Annotated in this window: 3 protein-coding genes (1 of these 3 cut by a window edge); all 3 read left to right on the forward strand. The window is 72.0% G+C overall.

Annotated elements, in window-relative coordinates; genetic code table 11:
- Tightly spaced (each overlapping or abutting the next), the 3 genes in view from ACVTJA_RS24970 to ACVTJA_RS24980 form a layout consistent with a single transcriptional unit that may run on beyond the window.
- Positions 1–5,421 carry an amino acid adenylation domain-containing protein gene (locus tag ACVTJA_RS24970; RefSeq protein ID WP_465839742.1) on the forward strand — a complete coding sequence of 1,807 codons (5,421 nt, stop codon included), beginning with the start codon at positions 1–3 and terminating at the stop codon, positions 5,419–5,421.
- Entirely contained in the window at positions 5,414–16,861 is an 11,448-nt protein-coding gene (locus ACVTJA_RS24975; RefSeq protein ID WP_465839743.1) for a type I polyketide synthase, read from the forward strand. Before ACVTJA_RS24970 ends, ACVTJA_RS24975 begins: the two co-directional genes overlap by 8 nt.
- A protein-coding gene (locus ACVTJA_RS24980) for a non-ribosomal peptide synthase/polyketide synthase (protein ID WP_465839745.1) crosses the window boundary here: on the forward strand, positions 16,858–20,066 show its 5' portion. 14,941 nt of this gene lie beyond the right edge of the window; only the first 3,209 of its 18,150 coding nucleotides appear in the window; it begins with the start codon at positions 16,858–16,860; its stop codon lies off the right edge, out of view. The genes ACVTJA_RS24975 and ACVTJA_RS24980 overlap by 4 nt, the downstream gene beginning before the upstream one ends.

Below are 20,066 nucleotides of genomic sequence, written 5' to 3' on the forward strand. Positions count from 1 at the left end.
ATGCACCTGTTGACGCGCGCCGACCCCGCCACCGAATTCGTCTGTCCGGAGAACCTCACCCTCGTGGACCTCTGCCGCGCCCGAGCCGCGGCGCAGGGCGGACAGAACGTTTTCACCTTCTTGGAGGAGGAGGGTGAGCGCACCGTCACCTACGCGGAGCTTGACGCGGGGGCTCGGGCTGTTGCCGCGTTGCTTCAGCAACACCTGGCACCTGGAGAGCGCGCGCTGCTGCTGTACCCGCCGGGCCGCGAGTACGTGCTGGGCTTCCTGGGGTGCCTGTACGCGGGCGTGGTCGCGGTGCCCGCGTATCCGCCGGACCCGATGCGGCTGGGGCGCACGCTGCCCCGGCTCCAGGCGTTGGTGGCGGACTGCGGGGCGCGCGTGGCGCTCACCACGTCCGGCATCGCGGACATGGTGGAGCCGCTCACGGCGGACGCGCCCGACCTGCGCGCGCTGCGCTGGCTGGCCACGGACGTGGTGCCGGCGACGGAGTCGGAGCAGTGGCGCGCGCCCGAGCTCACGGGCGACGCGGTGGCGTTCCTCCAGTACACGTCGGGCTCCACGGGGACGCCGCGCGGAGTGGTGCTGCGGCACCGGCACCTGCTGCACAACTCGGGGCTGATTGCGCGCGGGTTCGATGCGAGCCCGAATCCAGTGGGCGTCATCTGGCTGCCGCCGTACCACGACATGGGGCTGATTGGCGGCATCCTCCAGCCGCTGTTCCGCGACGTGCCCACGGTGCTGCTGCCGCCGCTGTCCTTCCTGCAGCGTCCCATGCGGTGGCTGGAGGCGGTGTCGCGCTTCGGCGGCACGGTGAGCGGCGGGCCCAACTTCGCGTTCGACCTGTGCGTGCGCAAGAGCACGCCCGAGGAGCGGGCCGCCCTCGACTTGAGCCGCTGGGAGGTGGCGTTCTGCGGCGCGGAGCCGGTGCGCGCGGAGACGCTGGAGCGCTTCGCGGAGGCCTTCGCGCCCGCGGGCTTCCGGCGTGAGGCGTTCTACCCCTGCTACGGGCTGGCGGAGGGGACGCTCATCGTCACCGGAGGGAAGCGCGCGGCGGCGCCGGTGGTGCGGAGGTTCGCTCGCGAGGGGCTGCGGCACGGCGAGGCGCGGGCGCCGGTGGACGGCGAGGTGGAGGCGGTGCTCGTCGGGTGCGGCGAGGCGCTGGGTGGGCAGGAACTGCGCGTGGTGGACCCGGAGACGGGCGCACCGAGCGCGCCGGGGCGGGTGGGGGAAATCTGGGTGCGTGGGCCCAGCGTCGCGGATGGGTACTGGCAGCGGCCGGAGGAGACGGCTCGCACGTTCCATGGGCGACTGGCGGACTCGGGCGAGGGGATGTTCCTGCGCACCGGGGACTTGGGCGTCGTCGAGGGTGGCGAGGTGTTCGTCACCGGGCGGCTGAAGGACGTGCTGGTGCTGCGCGGGAGGAACCACTACCCGCAGGACCTGGAGTTGTCGGTGGAGCGGTGCCACCCGGGCCTGCGCCCTGGCTGTGGCGCGGCGTTCTCCGTGGAGGTGGATGGGGAGGAGCGGCTCGCGCTGGTGCAGGAGGTCTCCGCGAAGGTGGCGGGGGACGTGGACGACGTGCTCGCGCGCATCCGCGCGGTGCTGGCCGAGGAGCACGGTGTCGCCGCGCATGCGGTGGTGCTCATCTCCGCGGGCGCGTTGCCCAAGACGTCGAGCGGGAAGGTGCAGCGGCGCGCGTGCCGCGAGGCGTTCCTGGCCGGCTCGTTGGATGTGGTGCGGGAGTGGCGGGAGCGCGCCTCCACGACAGATGCGGCGGAGGGCGGGGCACACGTGGCCCGCGCGGAGGTGAGCCCGCCCGGTGTTGATGGTGGAGCTTCAGCGGTGCGCCCGGAGGAGCCCACGTTCGGAGCGGATGCACGCAAGGAGTCAGCACCGGGCCACGGCGACGTGCTCGCATGGCTCCGCCCCCGGGTGGCGCGACTGCTCGGTGTCGCCGCGGATGAGCTGGACACGGAGGTGCCGCTCACGCACTTCGGCCTCGACTCGCTGCGCTCCCTGGAGGTGCTGCACGCGGTGGAGGAGGGCTGGCGCGTCTCGTTGCCGGCCGCACTGCTGCTCCAGGGACCGAGCCTTCGCGAGGTCGCGGCCTGGGTGGAACAGAAGCGCGGTGAGACCTCTGGCGGTGCTGCGTCCACGTCCACTGAGGGGTCCGCGACCCATGTGTCCGACGGACAGCGCGCGCTGTGGTTCCTCCAGCGCATGGCACCCGGGAGCACCGCGTACCACGTGGCCCGCGCGCTGCGGTTCACCTCGTCCGTCGATGCCGCCGTGCTCGGGCGCGTTTTCTCGGCGCTCGTCGCGCGCCACCCCGCGCTGGCCTCCGCGTTCCCCGAGGAGCGCGGCGAGCCCGTGTTGCGGCCCGCGGCCACGGTGCCGTCACTGGAGCTGGAGGACGCCTCGTCGGCGACGGTGGAGGCTCTGCGCGAACGGCTCGACGCCGAGGCACATCGGCCCTTCGACCTGGAGCGTGGACCGCTGGTGCGCGCGCGCCTGTTCACCGGTGCGCCGGGCGGGTCCGTGTTGCTCATCGTGCTGCACCACCTCATCACCGACTTCTGGTCGCTGGAGGTGCTGGCCGAGGAACTGGGCACGCTCTACACCGCCGAGGCCCAGGGCACACCCGCCGCGCTGCTTCCGCCGCCGCCTCCGGCTCCCGCCATCCTCCGCGCGCAGGAAGCGCGCTACACCGGCGCCGCGGGTGATGCGCTCCAGGCGTGGTGGCGCGAGCGGCTCGGTGGCGAGCTGCCCGCGCTGGAGTTGCCCACGTCGCGGCCCCGTCCCCGGCTCCAGTCCTTCCGTGGGGCCACCGTTTCCTTCCGCGTGGAGCCGCGAACGGCCGCGCGCCTGAAGGCCCTGGCGCACGCGCACGGCGCCACGCCATTCATGACGCTGCTCTCGGGGTACCTCGCATTCCTGCGCCGCTACACCGGGCAGGAGGACATCATCGTGGGCACGCCCACGGCGGGCCGGACGCGCGCGGACCTGTCCCGGCAGGTGGGCTACTTCGTCAATCCCGTCGCGCTGCGCGCCCGGATGCCCCGCTCGCTGTCCTTCTCGGGACTGCTCACGCAGGTGCGCGGCACGGTGCTGGAGGCGCTGGAGCACCAGGAGCTCCCCTTCGCTCGGCTCGTCGAGCGGCTCCAGCCTCGCAGAGACCCGTCCCGTGCTCCCGTCTTCCAGGCGATGTTCGCGTTGCAGTCCGGCCGGCCCGGGCGCGAGTCGCTGGGCGCATTCGCGCTTGGCGAGCCGGGCGTGAGGGCCCGCCTGGGCGCGCTGGAGGTGGAGTCCTTCCCGCTGGGCCACCGTGCTTCCGCCTTCGACCTCACGCTGATGATGGCGGAGGTGGAGGGGGGCTTCGCCGCCAGCCTGGAGTACTGCGCGGACCTCTTCGACGCGGAGGCCGCCGCGCGCATGGCGCGTCATCTGCGCGCGCTGCTGGAGACGGCCTCCTCGTCACCGGATGTCCCATTGGTGGAGCTCCCGCTGCTGGATGCCGATGAGCGGCGCGCCCTGGTGGACCTGGGACGACGGACGGACACCCAGAGCCCCGTTGCCACTGCGGAAGCCCATCGCCTCATCGAGAACCAGGCCGCGCGGACGCCCGACGCCGTGGCGCTCGTCGCGGGTGCCACGCGCTGGACGTACCGCGAGCTGGATGCCTGGGCAGGACGGTTGGCGGCCCGGCTGCGACGTCATGGCGTGGGGCCCGAGGTGCGCGTCGGCACGTTGGTGGAGCGCGGAGGGCCGGAGGCGGCGGTGGCCTTCCTCGCCGTGCTGAAGGCGGGCGGAACGGTGCTGCCCTTCGAGCCGTCGAATCCTCCCGAGCGTGTGACCTGGATGCTCGCGGACGCGGGCGCGCGGGTGCTGCTGGCCCACGGACGACTCGCGCAGCGGCTCACGCTTCCCGAAGGTGTGGAGCTCCTGCATTGGGAGGAGCACGGTGCACCGGGCATGGCCGCTGACGAGCCGGTCCTCTCCGGCTCCTCCGTGCCTTCGCCGGACTGTGCCGCCTACGTCATCTACACCTCCGGCAGCACCGGCCGTCCCAAGGGCGTGGTGGTGACACACCGGGGTGCCGTGCACATGGCCGGGTCCATGAGCGCGGGCCTTCCCCTCGGGCCGGGGACGCGGCAGCTCCAGTTCTGCTCGCCCTCGTTCGACATCTCGGTGTCCGACTACTTCCAGGCCCTCTCCACCGGAGCCGCGCTGCACCTGCCTCCGCCCGGCGAGCTGCTCGCGGGCGAGGCGCTGCACCGTGTCCTCAAGGAGCAGCGCATCACCACGGTTGTGCTACCTCCGTCCGTGGCCACGTTGTTGCCCGAGGCCCCGCTGCCGGACCTGACGCTGCTCGTGACGGGAGGAGAGGTCTGCCCGGCGGACCTCGTGACGCGCCTCGCGCCGGGCCGCACGTTCTTCAACGCATACGGCCCCACGGAAATCACCGTCTGCGCCACATGGGGGCGCTGCTCGCCGGGAGAGGCGGGGCCGCCGCCCATCGGCCGGCCGCTGTCTCACATCGACGCGTACGTGCTCGACGATTCGATGCAGCCCGTGCCCGTGGGCGTGGCGGGAGAGCTGTACATCGGCGGGCCGTCCGTGGCGCGCGGCTATCTTGGCCGCCCGGAGCTCACAGCCGAGCGCTTCGTGCCGGACCCGCATGGGGGCGAGCCCGGCGCGCGGCTGTACCGCACGGGCGACGTGGTGCGCTGGCGCGCGGATGGGCGGATCGACTTCGTGGGCCGCGCGGACTCGCAGGTGAAGCTGCGCGGCTTCCGCATCGAGCCGGGTGAGGTCGAGGTGGCCCTGCGCGAGGTGGCCGGGATGCGGCAGGCGCATGTCACCGTGTGGCGGCCTCCGGCGGGCGGAGAGCCCCGGTTGGTGGCGTACGTGGTGCCCGCGTCCGGTGAGCCGCTCGCGCCCGGCGAGGTGAAGGCCCTGCTGCGCGCGCGGCTGCCCGAACACCTGGTGCCCGCGGACATCCTCGCGCTGAGCGCACTGCCGCTGCTGCCGAGCGGCAAGGTGGACGCGCGTTCACTGCCTCCGCCCACGAGGAGCGCGGCACCCGACGGTGCGCCGCGCACGCCTCTGGAGGAGACCATCGCTCGTGCGTGGGCCGAGTCGCTGGGCCACCCGTCGGTGGGCGTGCACTCGCACTTCTTCGACGACCTGGGCGGCAGCTCGCTCACGGCGGTGCGGGCGTGCGCGCGGCTGCGCGAGTCGCTCGGCAGGGACGTCCCCATCACCCACTTCTTCGAACATCCCACCGTCCACGCACTCGCCCGGCGGCTGTCCGCCGAGGCGCAGCCGGCGGTGGAGGGCGTGAAGCACCAGGAGCGCGCGGAGGCCCGCAGGCAGGTCCTCCAGCGTCGCGGAAGGAACACCCGAGGCCATGAGTGACCAGGACGTGACGACGGGCGTGGGCGGCAACGACATCGCAATCATCGGCATGGCGGGACGCTTCCCCGGTGCCGCGGACGTGCGGGCCTTCTGGCGCAACCTGTGCGAGGGCGTGGAGTCCATCTCCCGCCTGAAGCCTGGAGAGCTGGAGGCCTCTCCCGTCGCTCCAGAGGCGGTGCGCCAACACCCGGACTTCGTGCCCGCGGCGTCGGTGCTGGACGAGGGCGAGTCCTTCGACGCCAGCTTCTTCGACGTGCCGCCGCGCGAGGCGAAGTGGATGGACCCGCAGCAGCGCGTCTTCCTGGAGTGCGCCTGGGCCGCGCTCGAGGACGCGGCGTATGACCCGGAGCGCTACGCGGGGAAGATCTCCCTCTACGCGGGCGCGGGGCCGTCGTTCCACACGCTGTCGTTGATGGGGCAGGGGAAGCTGGACCCGGCCTCGCTCTTCGAGCTGCTGGGCACCACGGGCGAGAACCTCGCGACGAAGGCGTCCTTCAAGCTGAAGCTGCGCGGTGAGAGCCTCGCCGTCTACACCGCGTGCTCCACGGGCCTCGTGGCCGTCCACATGGCGTGCCAGAGCCTGCTGCTGCGCCAGTCCGACATGGCCATCGCCGGAGCGGTGCGTCTGGCACTGCCGCAGCGCACGGGCTACCTCTACCAGGACGGGATGATTCTCTCCCCGGACGGACACTGCCGCGCCTTCGACGCGAAGGCGGCGGGCACGGTGCCGGGCAACGGCGTGACGGCGGTGGTGCTCAAGCCGCTGGAGGACGCGCTGCGGGACGGGGACCACGTGTACGCGGTCATCCGTGGCTCGGCGCTGAACAACGACGGTGGCCAGAAGATTGGCTACACGGCGCCGAGCGTCGAGGGACAGGCGGACGTCATCGGCGAGGCGCTGGCGTACGCGGGGCTGGAGGCGGGGGACATCGGCTACGTGGAGGCGCACGGCACCGGCACCGCGCTGGGGGACCCGATTGAAGTCGCCGCCCTGACGCGCGCGTACCGGAGGCAGACGGACCGGAAGGGCTACTGCGGCCTCGGCTCGGTGAAGACGAACATCGGCCACCTCGACACTGCGGCGGGCCTGGCCGGGCTCATGAAGGCGGCGCTCGCGCTTCACCATGAAGAGCTGCCTCCCAGCCTGAACTTCGAGCAGCCCAACCCGGCCATCGACTTCGCGAACAGTCCCTTCTTCGTCGTGAATTCGCGCAGGGCGTGGCCTCGGGGCGAGGTGCCCCGGCGCGCGGGCGTCAGCTCGTTCGGCATTGGCGGCACCAACGCGCACGCGGTGCTGGAGGAGGCGCCGCTGCCTCCGCCGCTCGCGCCGACCGCCCGGCCGACGCAGGTGGTGACGCTGTCCGCGCGCACGGCGGGAGCGCTGGAAGCATCGGCGAAGCAGCTCGCGGACTGGCTGGAGTCCGCGCCGGCTGACGTGGTGCTGGCGGACCTGGCCTTCACGCGCAACGTGGGACGCCGTGGCTTCGAGCACCGCCGTGCCGTGGTGGCGAAGGACAGGGCGGAGTTGGTGGCGCGGCTGCGTGCTCCGGGCAAGGCGCGGGTGCTGGAGGACGTGGCGGCGGCGCGGGAAGGGCGTGTGGCCTTCCTGCTGCCGGGGCAGGGCGCGCAGTCGGTGGGCATGGGGCGCGAGCTGTATGCGGCGGAGCCCGCGTACCGTGAGGCGCTGGACGCGTGCCTGGCGGGGTTGGGGCCTTCGCTCGAAGCGGCGGTGCGGGGCGTGCTGATGCCCGCGCCCGGAGCGGAGGCGGCCGCGCGCGAGACGCTGGCGGACCCGCGCTTCGCGCTGCCGGCGCTGTTCTCCGTGGAGTACGCGCTGGCGCGGCTCTGGGAATCGTATGGCGTGAAGCCGTACGCGCTGCTGGGGCACAGCTTCGGTGAGTACACGGCGGCGTGCCTCGCGGGAGTGATGCCGCTGGAGGACGCGCTGGCGCTGGTGACGGCGCGTGGGCGGCTGATGGCGCGGATGCCTCCGGGAAGCATGACGGCGGTGGGCGCGGCGGAGGAGGTGGTGCGCCCGCTGCTGTCGGGCGGGCTCTCGCTGGCGGCGGTGAACGGGCCGGAGCGGTGCGTGGTGTCCGGGCCCTCGGCGGAGGTGGAGGCACTGGAGCGCGAGCTGACGGCGCGCGGAGTCGGCGTGCTGCGGCTTCCTGCGGGGCACGCGTTCCACTCGGCGGACGTGGAGCCGCTGATGGACGAGCTGAAGCGCGTGGTGTCCGGCCTGCGTCTCTCCGCGCCCCAGGTGCCGTACGTGTCGAGCGTCACCGGCACGTGGATTCGTCCGGAGGAGGTGACGGACCCGGCGTACTGGGCCCGGCAGATGCGCGCGCCCGTGCGCTTTGGTGACGGACTGGAGGCCCTGAAGGCCGACGGCTGCACCGTGTTCCTGGAGGTGGGGCCGGACCAGGCGCTCACCGCGTTGGCGAGGCTGGGCCTGCGCGGTCACTCGGGACGCGCCGTGGCTTCGCTGCCGCGCGCGGGGGCCAAGGCGTCCGAGCATGCGGCGCTGAGCGAGGCACTGGGTGCGCTGTGGGAGCAGGGCCTGGAGGTGCGCTGGGAGGACGTCTACGCGCACGAGCAGCGGCGGCGATTGTCGCTGCCGACCTATCCATTCCAGCGACAGTCCTTCGCGGTGGAGGTGCCCGCGTCCCTTCCCGTGTCGTCCGTTGCCGCCGTGCAGGCAACGGCGCCTGTACCGGAAGCCGTCGCCGCGCCGCCAATGGAGCTTCCGTCGGACAAGGCCGCGCCACGCACGGACGTGGAGCGCAAGGTGTTGGAAATCTGGCGCGAGCGACTGGGGCGCGCCGACTTCGGCATCCACGATGACTTCCTGGAGCTGGGCGGCAACTCGCTGATGGCGGCGCAGATGCTGACGCGCCTGCGCGAGGCCTTCCCCGTGCAGCTCCCACTGAGCGACCTGTTCGAAGCACCGACGGTGGCCGGTGTGGCGGCGCGCATCCAGGCGCGAATGGGCACGGGGGAGGAGCGCACGGAAGCGGCGCTGCCGCCCCTGGTGCGCGTGCCTCGTGAAGGGGCGCTGCCGTTGTCGGTGGTGCAGGAGCGCGTCGTCGCGCTGGAGCAGGCGCTGCCGGGCAACCCGGCATTGAACATGTCCATGGTGCTGAGGCTGCGCGGCACGCTGGACGTGGCCGTGCTGGAGCGCAGCCTGGAGGCGATGACCCGGCGTCACGAGGCCCTGCGGACTTCGTATCCCCGAGTGGACGGGCGCACGGTGCTGCGCATCGCCCCGGAGCTGAAGCTGCCGCTGAGGGTGGAGCCGCTGGCGGGGAACACGCCGGAGGAGCGCGAGGCCGAGGGGCGCCGGTTGATTCACGCGGAGACGGCGGGGCCGCTCGACATCGAGCGTGGGCCCGTGGTGCGCGCGCGGCTGCTGCGGCAGGCATCGGACGAGCACCTGCTCGTCGTCACGGTGCACCACGTCGTCTGCGACACGTGGTCGCTGGTGGTGTTCGGGCGGGAGCTGGGAGCGCTCTACGGTGCCTTCCAGCAGGGCCGGCCGTCGCCGCTGCCCGAATTGCCCGTGCAGTACACGGACTACGCGGCGTGGCAGCGCAAGGCGTTGGAGGTGGGCGCGTTCTCCTCGCAGATGGCCGCGTGGCGCGAGCGGCTGGTGTCGCTGCCCGAACCGCTGGACCTGCCGGTGGACCGTCCGCGCGGAGACAGTCCCGCGCTGAGCGGTGTGCGCCGCAACGTAGGCTTCTCCCTGGCGGTGACGCGCGCGGTTCAGGCGCTGGCGCAGCGCGAGGGCATCACCCCGTTCATGGTGCTGCTGGCGTCATGGAACGCGCTGCTGCTGCGCTGGACGGGCCGCGATGACCTGGTGGTAGGCACGCCCATCGGCAACCGGAGCCGCCCGGAACTGGAGCCCGTCATCGGCTACGTGGCGCACGCGGTGCCGCTGCGCACGGACCTGTCCGGGGACCCGACCTTCCGCGAGCTCCTCGGCCGCGTGCGGGATGTGACGCTGGAGGCGTACGCCAACCCCGACGTGCCCTACGAGTACCTGGTGCGCGAAATCGAGCCCAGGAAGGACACGGGCCGCGAGCGCGTATTCGACACGCTGTTCATCCTGCACACCCGCTTCGAGCCGCACCTGGACCTGCCGGGCCTGCGGATGAGCCTGGTGGACGTGGAGGACGGGCCGGTGCAGTTCGGCGCAGTGCTGTCGTCCCTCTCCGTGTCCATGGGCGAGAGCGAAGAGGGCTTCTCCGGCACGCTCGACTACGCGATTGAGCGCTTCGAGCCCGCGACGGTGGACCGGCTGCTCGCGCACTGGGATGCGCTGCTCACCGCGGCGGTGGCGGAGCCGGACCTGCGCCTCTCCGCGCTGCCGCTGGAGGCGAGCGAGCCACACGTCGAGCCTTCCCTGGTGCCGAACACACCGGTGCCGGCGGCGTCGTTGCTGGAGGCACGAGCCGCGAAGGAGCCCGGAGCCGTGGCGCTCACCGTGGGCGAGCGGCGTGTCACCTGGGGCGAGCTGCGCGAGAAGGCGCAGAAGCTCGCGGCGGTGCTGACCGCGCGAGGCGTGGGGCCCGAGGTGCTGGTGGCCGTGTGCCTGGAGCCGTCCGTGGAGCGCGTGGTGGCGCTCTGGGCGGTACTGGAGGCCGGCGGTGCGTATGTGCTGCTGTCCGTGCCACAGCTCCGTGAGCTGGCCGCACTGGCGCCCGAGGGTGGACCGCAACCCCTGCTGCTCGCCCACGAGCGCGTGCGGACGAGCGCGACGCTGGATGTCTCGCGCGTGCTGCATGTGGACACGCTGCTCGCGGAAGGGAAGGGCACCGATGCGCTCGCGTTGTCCCGCGCTTCGCTCCTGCCCCATGCAGGGACCACGGGCTCACTGGAGACGCTCTCGGAGTCGATGATTCGCGCTTCTCGCGCGGAGTCACCCACGCGCAGCCGTCCGGCGAATGTGTCCGCGGAGACGATGGTGTGCCTGGAGCCGCGAGTCGGTCCCTCGGGAGACCGGCTCCGCGCCATCCACACGCACCGCACGGTAGCGGACGTGTTCCACCGCCTGGATGCAGTGGGGAACACGGCGAATGGTGTGTGGCTCGCGACGGAGGAGAGCCACGCTCCAGGCTCGGGGCTGGAGCTGCTGTGGGCCCTGTCGCGGGGCCTGCGTGTGGTGGTTCCGGAGGAGCGTGCCCGCCTCCACCTGCTCAATTCGGGTCATGGTGCCGGGCGTCGGGGACCGGACTTCAGCCTGTCGTTCTTCGCCAACGACGAGGACTCGCTCGGAGGACGCAAGTACCGGCTGCTGCTGGAGGCGGCGAAGTTCGCGGACGCGAATGGCTTCTCCGCGGTGTGGACGCCGGAGCGGCACTTCCACTCCTTCGGTGGTCTCTACCCGAGGCCGTCGGTGGTGGGCGCGGGCGTGGCCACGGTGACAGAGCGCGTGGGCATCCGCGCCGGCAGCGTGGTGATCCCGCTACACGACCCCGTTCTCGTGGCCGAGGAGTGGGCCGTCATCGACAACCTCTCCGAGGGCCGAGTGGGTGTGTCGTTCGCCTCGGGCTGGCACGCCAACGACTTCGTCTTCGCACCGGACCGCTACGCGCGGCGCAAGGAGGTCATGCTCCGCGGTATCGAGGAGGTCCGCGCGCTGTGGCGGGGTGGCACGGTGCGGCGCCTCAATGGCGCGGGTGACGAGGTGGAGCTGTCCCTCCGCCCGCGTCCCGTCCAGAAGGAGCTGCCCGTCTGGCTCACCGCCGCGGGAAGTCCTGAGACGTTCCGCCTCGCGGGTGAGCTGGGTGCTTACGTGCTCACCAACCTGATGGGCCAGAAGCTCGATGAGCTGGCCGGAAAGGTGGCGATCTATCGCGAGGCCTGGCGCCAGCACGGACACGCGGGCCGGGGGCACGTGAGCCTCATGATGCACACGTACCTGGGCGCGGACCCCGCGACGGTGCGCGAGCGTGTGCGTCAGCCGTTGCTCGACTACTTCCGCAGCTCGGTGGACATCACCTCGGGCTTCATCGCCAGCCTGGGGTTGCAGTTGGACCCGCGCTCACTGACGCCCGCGGACGTGGATGCGATGCTGTCTCACGGCGTGGAGCGCTACCTGGAGGACGGTGGCCTCTTCGGCACACCGGACTCCTGCGGCCCCATGGTGGAGCGGGTGCGCGGGCTCGATGTGGATGAGCTGGCCTGCCTCGTGGACTTCGGTGTGGAGGTGGAGGCGACGCTCGAAGGGCTGCAGCATCTGGATGTGCTGCGTGGCCGATATTCGCCAGCGCCAGCGGCGGCGGTGCCGCTCTTGACGCTGCACGAAGGGCCCGACGCGGCGGAGACGCTGCGGTCGCTCGTGAGAGACGCGGGCATCACCCACCTGCAGTGCACGGTGGCACAGGCTCGTGCGCTGTCGGAATCGCTCGGCTCGCTGCGCCGCGTGCTGTTGGAGGGCGCGACGCCGGACGAGGCTTCCGCGCTCGCTCGTTCCCTGGGCACGGACGTCGTGTGCCGCACCGAGGGGCTCGGGACCTGGTCCATGCCCGGTGATGGGCTCGTGGGTTCCTGGGAGGTCGTCGACTCGCGGGGCCGGCCTGTTCCACAGAACGTGGTGGGCGAGCTCGCGGTGACGGGCGCGGGTGTCCCGCGAGGCTTCTGGAACGCGCCAGGCTCGGCATCGCTCCGCATCCTCCAGGACACGCAGTCCGGGACGCGCAAGCTCCTGACGGGCCGCCGCGCCCGCCGCCGCATCGACGGTTCCCTGGAGCTGCTGGCCGCCGTGCCCGTGCCGTCGCGCCGTCCGAAGCCGCCGAAGGTCGCGGTGACGCCGGGCGCTTCGGCGAAGAAGCCCGAGGGCCCGCCGCCCATCCCGCGCGTCTCGCGAGACAAGCCGCTGCCGCTGTCCTTCGCGCAGCAGCGCCTCTGGTACATGGACCACCTGGAGCCGGGGAACGTGGCCTACAACAACGCCGTCGCGCTCACGATGAGCGGCGCGTTGGACGTGGCCTCGCTGGAGCGCGCCCTCAACGAGGTGGTGCGCCGGCACGAAGTCCTCCGGACCACCTTCGCCATGGCGGACTCGGGCTCGGTGCAGGTCATCGCACCGTCGCTGGAGGTGCCCATCGTCCTCTCCGTGGCGGAAGGCGCGAGCGAGGACGAAATCTCCGCCTGGGCGAGGGATGAAGCCCGCCGCCCGTTCGACCTGAAGACCGGCCCGCTCATCCGCGCAGCGCTGCTGCGGGTCACCGGCACCGAGCACGTGCTGCTGCTCGCGCTGCACCACATCGTCTCGGACGGCTGGTCCGCGGGCGTGATGATGCAGGAGCTGGCGACGCTCTACGCGACCTTCCAGGCGGGACTGCCGTCGCCACTGCCCGAGCTGCCCGTGCAGTACGCGGACTACTCCGTCTGGCAGCAGGAGTGGATGCGCGGCCCCGAGCTGAAGGCCGAGCAGGACTGGTGGCGCGACGTGCTGGCCGACGTGCCGGTGCTGCGCCTGCCCACGGACCGGCCCCGGCCTCCGGTGCAGACGTACCCCGGCGCTCGACTGCCCTTCGGCGTGTCACGGCAGCTCACCGATGCGCTGAACGCGGTGGGCCGGCGCGAGGGCGCCACGCCCTTCATGGTGCTGATGGCGGCCTGGCAGGCCCTGCTGCACGCGTACTCGGGGCAGGAGGACTTCGCGGTGGGCACGCCGGTGGCGGGCCGCAACCGCCCCGAGGTCGAGCCGCTCATCGGCTGCTTCATCAACTCCATCGCCCTGCGCGCGGACCTGTCCGGTGACCCGACGTTCACCGAGCTGCTGGGCCGCGTGCGCCGCTCGGCGCTGGGTGGCTTCGCGCACCAGGAGGTGCCGTTCGAGAAGCTGGTGGACGCGCTCCACGTCGCGCGCGACCTGAGCCACACGCCCATCTTCCAGACGATGCTCGTGCTGCACAACACGCCCGCGCCGGAGGTGAAGCTGGCGGGGGTGCACATCCGCAACCGGGCCGTCCACACGGCCGCCACCAAGCTCGACCTCACGCTGGAGTTGGTGGAGTCGAAGGAGGGGCTGACGGGAGGCATCGAGTACAACACCGACCTCTTCGACGCGGACACCCTCTCCCGGTTGTCGGGGCACCTGGTCCGTCTGTTGGAGGCGGTGGCCGCGTCGCCCGAGCAGCGCCTGTCCCGCCTCTCGCTGCTGTCCGAGTCCGAGAAGCAGCGGCTGCTCGTGGAGTGGAACCCGCCCGCCGCACCCGAGGTCTCCCGGAACGACACGGTGCCCGCGCGCTTCGCGGCGCAGGTGGCTCGGACACCGGACGCGGTGGCGGTGGAGGACGGCTCCCGGCGGCTCACGTACCGGGAGCTCGATGCGCTGTCCGCGCGGCTGGCGAAGCACTTGCGCGGTCTGGGCGTGGGAAACGATGCGGTGGTGGCGCTCGCGCTGGTTCGGCCCGCGGACGTGGTGGCGGGAATGCTCGGCGTCATGCGCGCGGGCGCGGCGGCGGTGGTGCTCGATGTGGACCACCCGGCGGAGCGGCTCTCCGGAATCCTCGAGGACACGCGGGCGCGCGTGGTCGTCTCGACTGTCGCGCATGCCTTGCTGGTCCCCACGCGCGAGGGCACGACGGTGGTGTCGCTGGACTCGCTGCCTGAAGCGGCCGGTGGAATACAGCCGGTGGGGCGCGCGGGCACGGCGGAGACCTGGCTCCCCGCGCCCGAGGCACACCATGCGGCATGCATCGTCTACACGTCCGGCTCCACGGGCCGGCCGAGGGGCGTGGTGCTGGAGCACCGGCAGCTCGTCTCCGCGACGCGGGCCCGGCGCGAGGTGTACGGCGCGCCCAGCATCGTGCTGTCGCTGGCGCCGTTCACCTTCGACGCCTCGCTGGCGGGCCTGCTCTGGTCCCTCTTCGAGGGCGGCACCCTGTGCTACCCGGACCTGGAGGGGCGTGAGGACCCGAGGAAGCTCGCGGAGCTGATGGCCCGGGCTGGCGTCACGCACCTCATCTCCGTGCCGGCGCTCTACGGTCAGGTGCTCGCGGCGGCGCCGCCGGGAGGCCTGTCCGGCCTGCGCGCGGTGAGCGTGGGCGGCGAGGCATGCCCGCTGGAGCTCTCGCGTGCGCACCACGAGGCGCTGCCCACGGTGGCGCTGTTCAACGAGTACGGCCCCACCGAGGCCACCATCTGGAGCACCGTGCACCGCGTGCGTCCGGACGAGCAGGGCAGCGTGCCCATCGGCCGCGCGGTGCCCGGAGCCCGTGTGTACCTGCTGGATGCGCGGCGCCAGTTGGTTCCGCACGGTGCGCCGGGCGAGCTGTACGTCGGCGGCGCGAGCGTGGCGCGCGGCTACCTCAACCAGCCGGTGCTCACCGCCGAGCGCTTCGTGGCGGACGCCTTCGACGGACGCCCCGGCGCGAGGATGTACCGCACGGGAGACGTGGCGCGCTGGCGGAAGGACGGGACGCTGGAGTTCCTCGGCCGCGCGGACACGCAGGTGAAGGTGCGCGGCTTCCGCATCGAGCCGGGCGAAGTCGAGGCCGCGCTGCTCGCGAACCCCGCGGTGAAGGACGCCGCGGTGGTGGCGAGGGAGGACGGCAAGGGACCGAAGCGCCTCGTCGCCTACGTCGTCGCGACGGAGGGGAAGGCCGAGGCCCTGTCCGCCACGGAGCTGAAGGCGTGGCTGCTATCTCGACTGCCACCGTACATGGTGCCCGCCGCGTACGTGGCGCTGCCGGCCCTGCCACGCACGCGTCACGGCAAGGTGGACACGCGCGCGCTCCCCGCGCCGGAGACCGGTAGCGCGGAGGCCCGGGGCACCGCCGTGGCTCCGCGCAACGAGGTGGAGGAGAAGCTCGTGGCACTCTGGCGCGAGGTGCTCCATGTGGAGCGCATCGGCATCCACGACGACTTCTTCGAGCTGGGCGGAGACTCCATCCTCGGCTTGCAGATCATCACCCGGGCCCGAGCGGCGGGCATCGAGCTGTCCCCGAAGCAGCTCTTCCAGAACCCCACGGTGGCGCGGCTCGCCACCGTCGCGGGGACGCGGCTTTCCGTGCAGGCCGAGCAGGGGCCCGTGGTGGGCCCGGTGGCCCTCACGCCGATTCAGCGCTGGTTCTTCGAGCTGGGGCTGGAGGCGCCGCACCACTGGAACATGTCGCTGCTGCTCGACGTGAAGGCCGCGTTGGAGCCGGCGCTGCTGGAGCGGGCGCTGACGCACCTGGTGGAGCACCACGATGCGCTCCGCCTGCGCTACGCGCGCGCGGAGGACGGCTGGCATCAGGCCTCCGTGGCTCCGGGCGAGCCCATGACACTGGTGCGCGTGGACCCGTCCACCGCCTCGGTGAGCGAGCAGGCGGAGACGCTCCAGCAGTCGTTGCGGCTGGACGGTCCGCTCCTGAAGGCGGCGCTGCTGGAGCCGGGCGAGGGGCGGCCGGCGAAGCTGATGCTGGCGGTACACCACCTCGTGGTGGACGCGGTGTCGTGGCGCATCCTGCTGGAGGACCTGGCGGTGGTGTACGCGCAGCTCGCGAAGGGCGCGCCGGCGCAACTGCCGCCGAAGACCACGTCCTTCCAGGCGTGGGCGCGCGGGCTGGAGTCGCTGGCGCGCTCGGAGAAGCTGGCGGCCGAGCGCACGTGGTGGCTGGAGCGGCGGTGGGGCGAGGCCGCGCGGTTGCCTCGGGACTTCTCGGACGGCATCAACACCGAGGCCACCGCGCGCACGGTGCGCGTGTCGCTGGACGCGGAGGAGACGAAGGCCCTGCTGCATGACGTGCCGAAGGCATGGCACACGCAGCCGCAGGACCCGCTGCTCACCGCGCTGGCGCAGGCGCTCGCGGTGTGGACGGGACGAAGCGCGGCGCTGGTGGACGTGGAGGGCCATGGCCGCGAGGAGGTGCTTCCGGGCGTGGACGTGTCGCGCACGGTGGGTTGGTTCACGCGCTTCTTCCCGGCGCTGCTGGACCTGCGAGGCGCGCAGACAGTGGGCGAGGCGCTGCGCGCGGTGAAGGAAGGCCTGCGCGCGGTGCCGTCGCAGGGCATGGGCTGGGGCCTGCTGCGCTACGTGGCTCGGGACGCGGAGTTGTCCGCGCTGCCGTCGGCGGAGGTCGGCTTCAACCACCTGGGACAGGTGGACGGCGCGGTCGGCGCGGGCGCGCCCTTCACGCTGGCTCCGGAAGGAGATGCCCTGCGGCAGCGGGCTCCGAGCTCACGCCGTCCATACGCGCTGGACGTGACGAGCGCGGTACGTGACGGGCGGCTCGAGGTGACGTGGACGTACAGCGAGGCGCTGCACCGTCGCGAGACGGTGGTGGCCGTGGCGGAGGACTTCCTCGCGCGGCTGAAGTCGCTGGTGGTGGCGTCGCGGGCGCCGGACGCGGGTGGGCACTCGCCGTCCGACTTCCCGCTGGCGAAGGTGAAACAAGCGCAGCTCGACAAGCTGTCCGCCCGATTCGGGAAGAAGACGCGATGAGCGACAACATCGAGGATTTGTACCCGCTGTCGCCCCTGCAGGGCGGCATGCTCTTCCACGCCCTCGCGGAGCCCGGACAGGGGCTGTACTTCAACCAGCTCGTCTGCGAGCTGCGTGGGCGGTTGGATGTGGACGCCTTCATCGCGGCGTGGAAGGGCGCGCTGGAGGCGCATCCCGTGTTGCGCACGGCGCTCGTCTGGGAGGACGTGGACGAGCCCGTCCAGGTCGTGCTGCGCGAGGTGGACCTCCCGGTGCGCATCGAGGACTGGCGCGGGCTGTCGCGCGAGGCGCTCGACGCGAGGCTGGCGAGCTTCTTGAGGGAGGACCAGCGCGAGGGCTTCGACCTGTCCAGCGCGCCCCTGGTGCGGTTGACGCTGCTGCGCACGGAGGAGTCGGCGTGGCGGTTCGCGTTCAGCCACTCGCACCTGATGCTGGATGGGTGGTCGCTGCCGCTGCTGCTGCGCGACGTGTTCGCGCTGTATGGGGGGAAGGCTCGGAGTCTGGTGCCGCCTCGGGCCTACCGCGACTTCATCGCGTGGCTCGGAGAGAAGGACGCGGGGCAGGCACGGGACTTCTGGACGCGGTCGCTCGCGGGCTTCACGGAGCCCACGCCGCTCGAGTTTGGTGCCGCACCGGTCGTGGGCTCGGGGCGGGGAGAGCGGACGCTGCGCCTCGGCGCGGAGGAGACGGCGGTGCTGGAGTCCTTCGCTCGAAAGCGGGGGCTGACGGTTGGCACGTTGGTGCAGGCGGCGTGGGCGTTGTTGCTGGGCCGCACCAGCGGCAGGGACGACGTGCTCTTCGGCGTCACGGTGGCCGGACGTCCGGGTGAGCTGCGCGGCGTCGAGGACATGGTGGGGTTGTTCATCAACACCATCCCCGCGCGCGTGCGGCTGACGCCGTCGATGACGGTGGATGCGTGGCTGCGAGAGCTCCAGGACTGGCTGCTGGAGGCGCGGCAGCATGAGCACACCCCGCTGGTCGAGGTGCGGCGGTGGAGCGAAGTCCCCGCGGGCGCGGCGCTCTTCGAGAGCCTCGTCGTCGTGGAGAACTATCCGCTGGATGCCGCGCTCAGCTCGGCGATTCAAGGCATCGAGGTGCGGGACATCCGCTCGGTGGAGGTGGACAACCATCCGTTGTCGCTCGCGGCCGTGCCCGGTCGTGAGCTGGTGCTGCGCATCAACTACAGCGCCGAGCGGTTCGATGTCGCGACGGTGGACCGCATGCAGGTGCATCTGCGTCACCTGCTGCGTGCGTTGGCCGGTGGGGAAGGAAAGCCGCTGTGGACACTCACCCTGTTGGACGAGGAAGAGCGCAAGCGGGTGCTGGTGGAGTGGAACCAGACGGCGAGGGAGTACCCGAGAGACGCGACGCTGGCGGAGGTGTTCGCGTCGGTGGTGGCGAAGTACCCGGACAAGGTGGCGCTGGAGTTCGGGGACGAGAAGCTGACGTACCGGCAGTTGGACGCGCGAGCGAATCAACTGGCGTGGCACCTGCGCGGGCTGGGCGTGTCCACGGACTCGCGAGTCGCGGTGGCGCTGGAGCGCTCGCTGGAGCTGATTGTCGCGCTGGTGGCCATTCTGAAGGCCGGTGGTGCGTACGTGCCGCTGGATGCGGCGTACCCGCGAGAGCGGTTGAGCGCGATGGTGGAGGACGCGAAGCCGCAGGCGCTCATCACCACGCATGAGTTGCTGGTGAAGCTCCCCGCGTTCGACGTGAGGACGGTGGTGCTGGAGGAGGCGACGCTGTCCGCGCAGCCCACGCATGCGCCGCCCATGGCCGCGTTGCAACAGAGCCTCGCGTACATCGACTTCACGTCGGGAAGCACGGGGAGGCCGAAGGGAGTGGGGACGCCGCAAGCGGGCGTGCTGCGCACCGTCTTCGGGGTGGACTACGCGAAGCTGGGGCCGGAAGAGACGCTGCTGCTGATTGCGCCCATCTCCTTCGACGCGTCGACGCTGGAAGTCTGGGGCGCGCTGCTGCACGGGGCGAAGCTGGTGGTATTCCCGCCGCACGCACCGTCGGACGTGTACGAGTTGGAGTCGGTGCTGGTGAAGCACGGCGTCAGCACGTTGCACCTGACGGCGGGACTCTTCACGCAGGTGGTGGACACGCACCTCTCGGGCCTGCGCACGGTGAAGCAACTCCTCACGGGTGGCGACGTGGTGAGTGCGCCGCACGTGCGCCGTGTCCTCGAGGAGCTGCGCATACCAGTGACGGCCTGCTACGGGCCGACGGAGACGACGCTCTTCGCCTCGTGCCACCGGATGACGGACGCCTCGCAGGTGGGTACGTCGGTGCCGATTGGACGGCCCATTGGGAATACGCGGGCGTACGTTCTGGACGCGTCGGGGCAGCCAGTGCCAGCGGGAGTGACGGGCGAGCTGTACGTGGGCGGGGACGGAGTGGCGCGAGGGTACGTGGAGCAGCCGGCGCTGACGGCGGAGCGCTTCGTACCGGACGGCTTGTCGGGAGTGCCTGGGGCGAGGCTGTACCGGACGGGAGATTTGGCGCGGTGGCGCAAGGACGGAGTGCTGGAGTTTTTGGGCCGAGCGGACGCGCAGGTGAAGGTGCGCGGGTACCGGATTGAGTTGGCGGAGGTGGAGTCGGCGCTGCAGCGGCGCGAGGAGGTGCGCGAGGCGGTGGTGGTGGCGAGGGAGGACGGGCCTGGGGGCAAGCGCCTCGTGGCGTACGTGACGGCGAGAGAGGGCAGGGCGGTGGAACCGCAAGCACTGCGTGCCCACGTAGGCGCGACGCTGCCGGAGTACATGGTGCCGTCGGCGGTGGTGGTGCTGGAGGCACTGCCGTTGACGTCCAATGGCAAGGTCGATCGCAAGGCCCTGCCAGCGCCCGAGTCCACACGGGCCGCCACTCGAAAGGAGCGCGTCGCACCCAGGGACGTTACCGAAGAGACGCTGGCTGCAATCTGGTCCGAAGTCCTCCGGGTGCCGCAGCCAGGCATCCACGACGACTTCTTCGAGCTGGGCGGCGACTCCATCCTCAGCCTGCAGATCATCGCGAGGGCTCGGGCTGCGGGCCTGCACCTCGCCCCCAAGCAGCTCTTCCAGCACCCGACGATTGCCCGGCTCGCCGCCGTGGTGTCCACGGCTTCGGCCACGCAGGCGGAGCAGGGCGCGGTGGAGGGCACGGTTCCGCTCACGCCCATCCAGCATGCATTCCTGGAGGACCACGCCTCGGAAGAGCCGCA

It is taken from the genome of Pyxidicoccus sp. M6 (assembly GCF_055568925.1).

Bases quoted from the DNA above. Each gene is read 5' to 3' on its own strand.
- ACVTJA_RS24970 (WP_465839742.1), top strand. From the start codon at position 1: ATGCACCTGTTGACGCGCGCCGACCCCGCCACCGAATTCGTCTGTCCG.
- ACVTJA_RS24975 (WP_465839743.1), top strand. From the start codon at position 5,414: ATGAGTGACCAGGACGTGACGACGGGCGTGGGCGGCAACGACATCGCA.